The sequence below is a fragment of the Phytohabitans kaempferiae genome (assembly GCF_042433955.1).
Classification (GTDB): domain Bacteria; phylum Actinomycetota; class Actinomycetes; order Mycobacteriales; family Micromonosporaceae; genus Phytohabitans; species Phytohabitans kaempferiae.
The window spans coordinates 1-530 of sequence record NZ_JBHLUH010000114.1 but is presented as its reverse complement, the minus strand read 5'-3'; the positions used below and the strand labels follow the sequence as shown (position 1 = coordinate 530).

General features: G+C 63.8%; 1 protein-coding gene. It reads left to right on the top strand.

Annotated elements, in window-relative coordinates:
• Positions 1-530: family 43 glycosylhydrolase (locus ACFFIA_RS42455; protein WP_377262997.1), on the top strand; the 530-nt coding region annotated here is incomplete at both ends.

Below are 530 nucleotides of genomic sequence, written 5' to 3'. Positions count from 1 at the left end.
GCGCCGATGGTTTACAACGGCCGTGTCTATCTCTACACCGGACACGACGAGGACGGTTCGACGAACTTCACCATGCGTGACTGGCGGCTGTTCTCCTCCGCCGACATGGTGAACTGGACGGATCACGGTTCGCCGATGAGCCTGGCGACGTTCAGTTGGGCGGATGCGAATGCCTGGGCTGGCCATGTCATCGCGCGCAACGGCAAGTTCTACTGGTACGTTCCGGTGCGCCAGCGCGGGGGCGGAATGGTGATCGGGGTCGGTGTCGCCGACAGCCCCACCGGTCCGTTTCGCGACGCGATCGGTCGGCCGTTGGTGGGCAACGGGGAGATTGACCCGCACGCGTTCGTCGATGACAACGGTCAGGCGTACCTGTACTGGGGTAATCCCAATCTGTGGTATGTGCGGCTCAACCAGGACATGGTCTCGTTTTCCGGGAGCCCGACCCAGATCCCGCTGACCGCCGCCGGTTTCGGCACGCGCACTGGCAATCCCAGCCGTCCCACGCTTTATGAGGAAGCGCCGTGGGT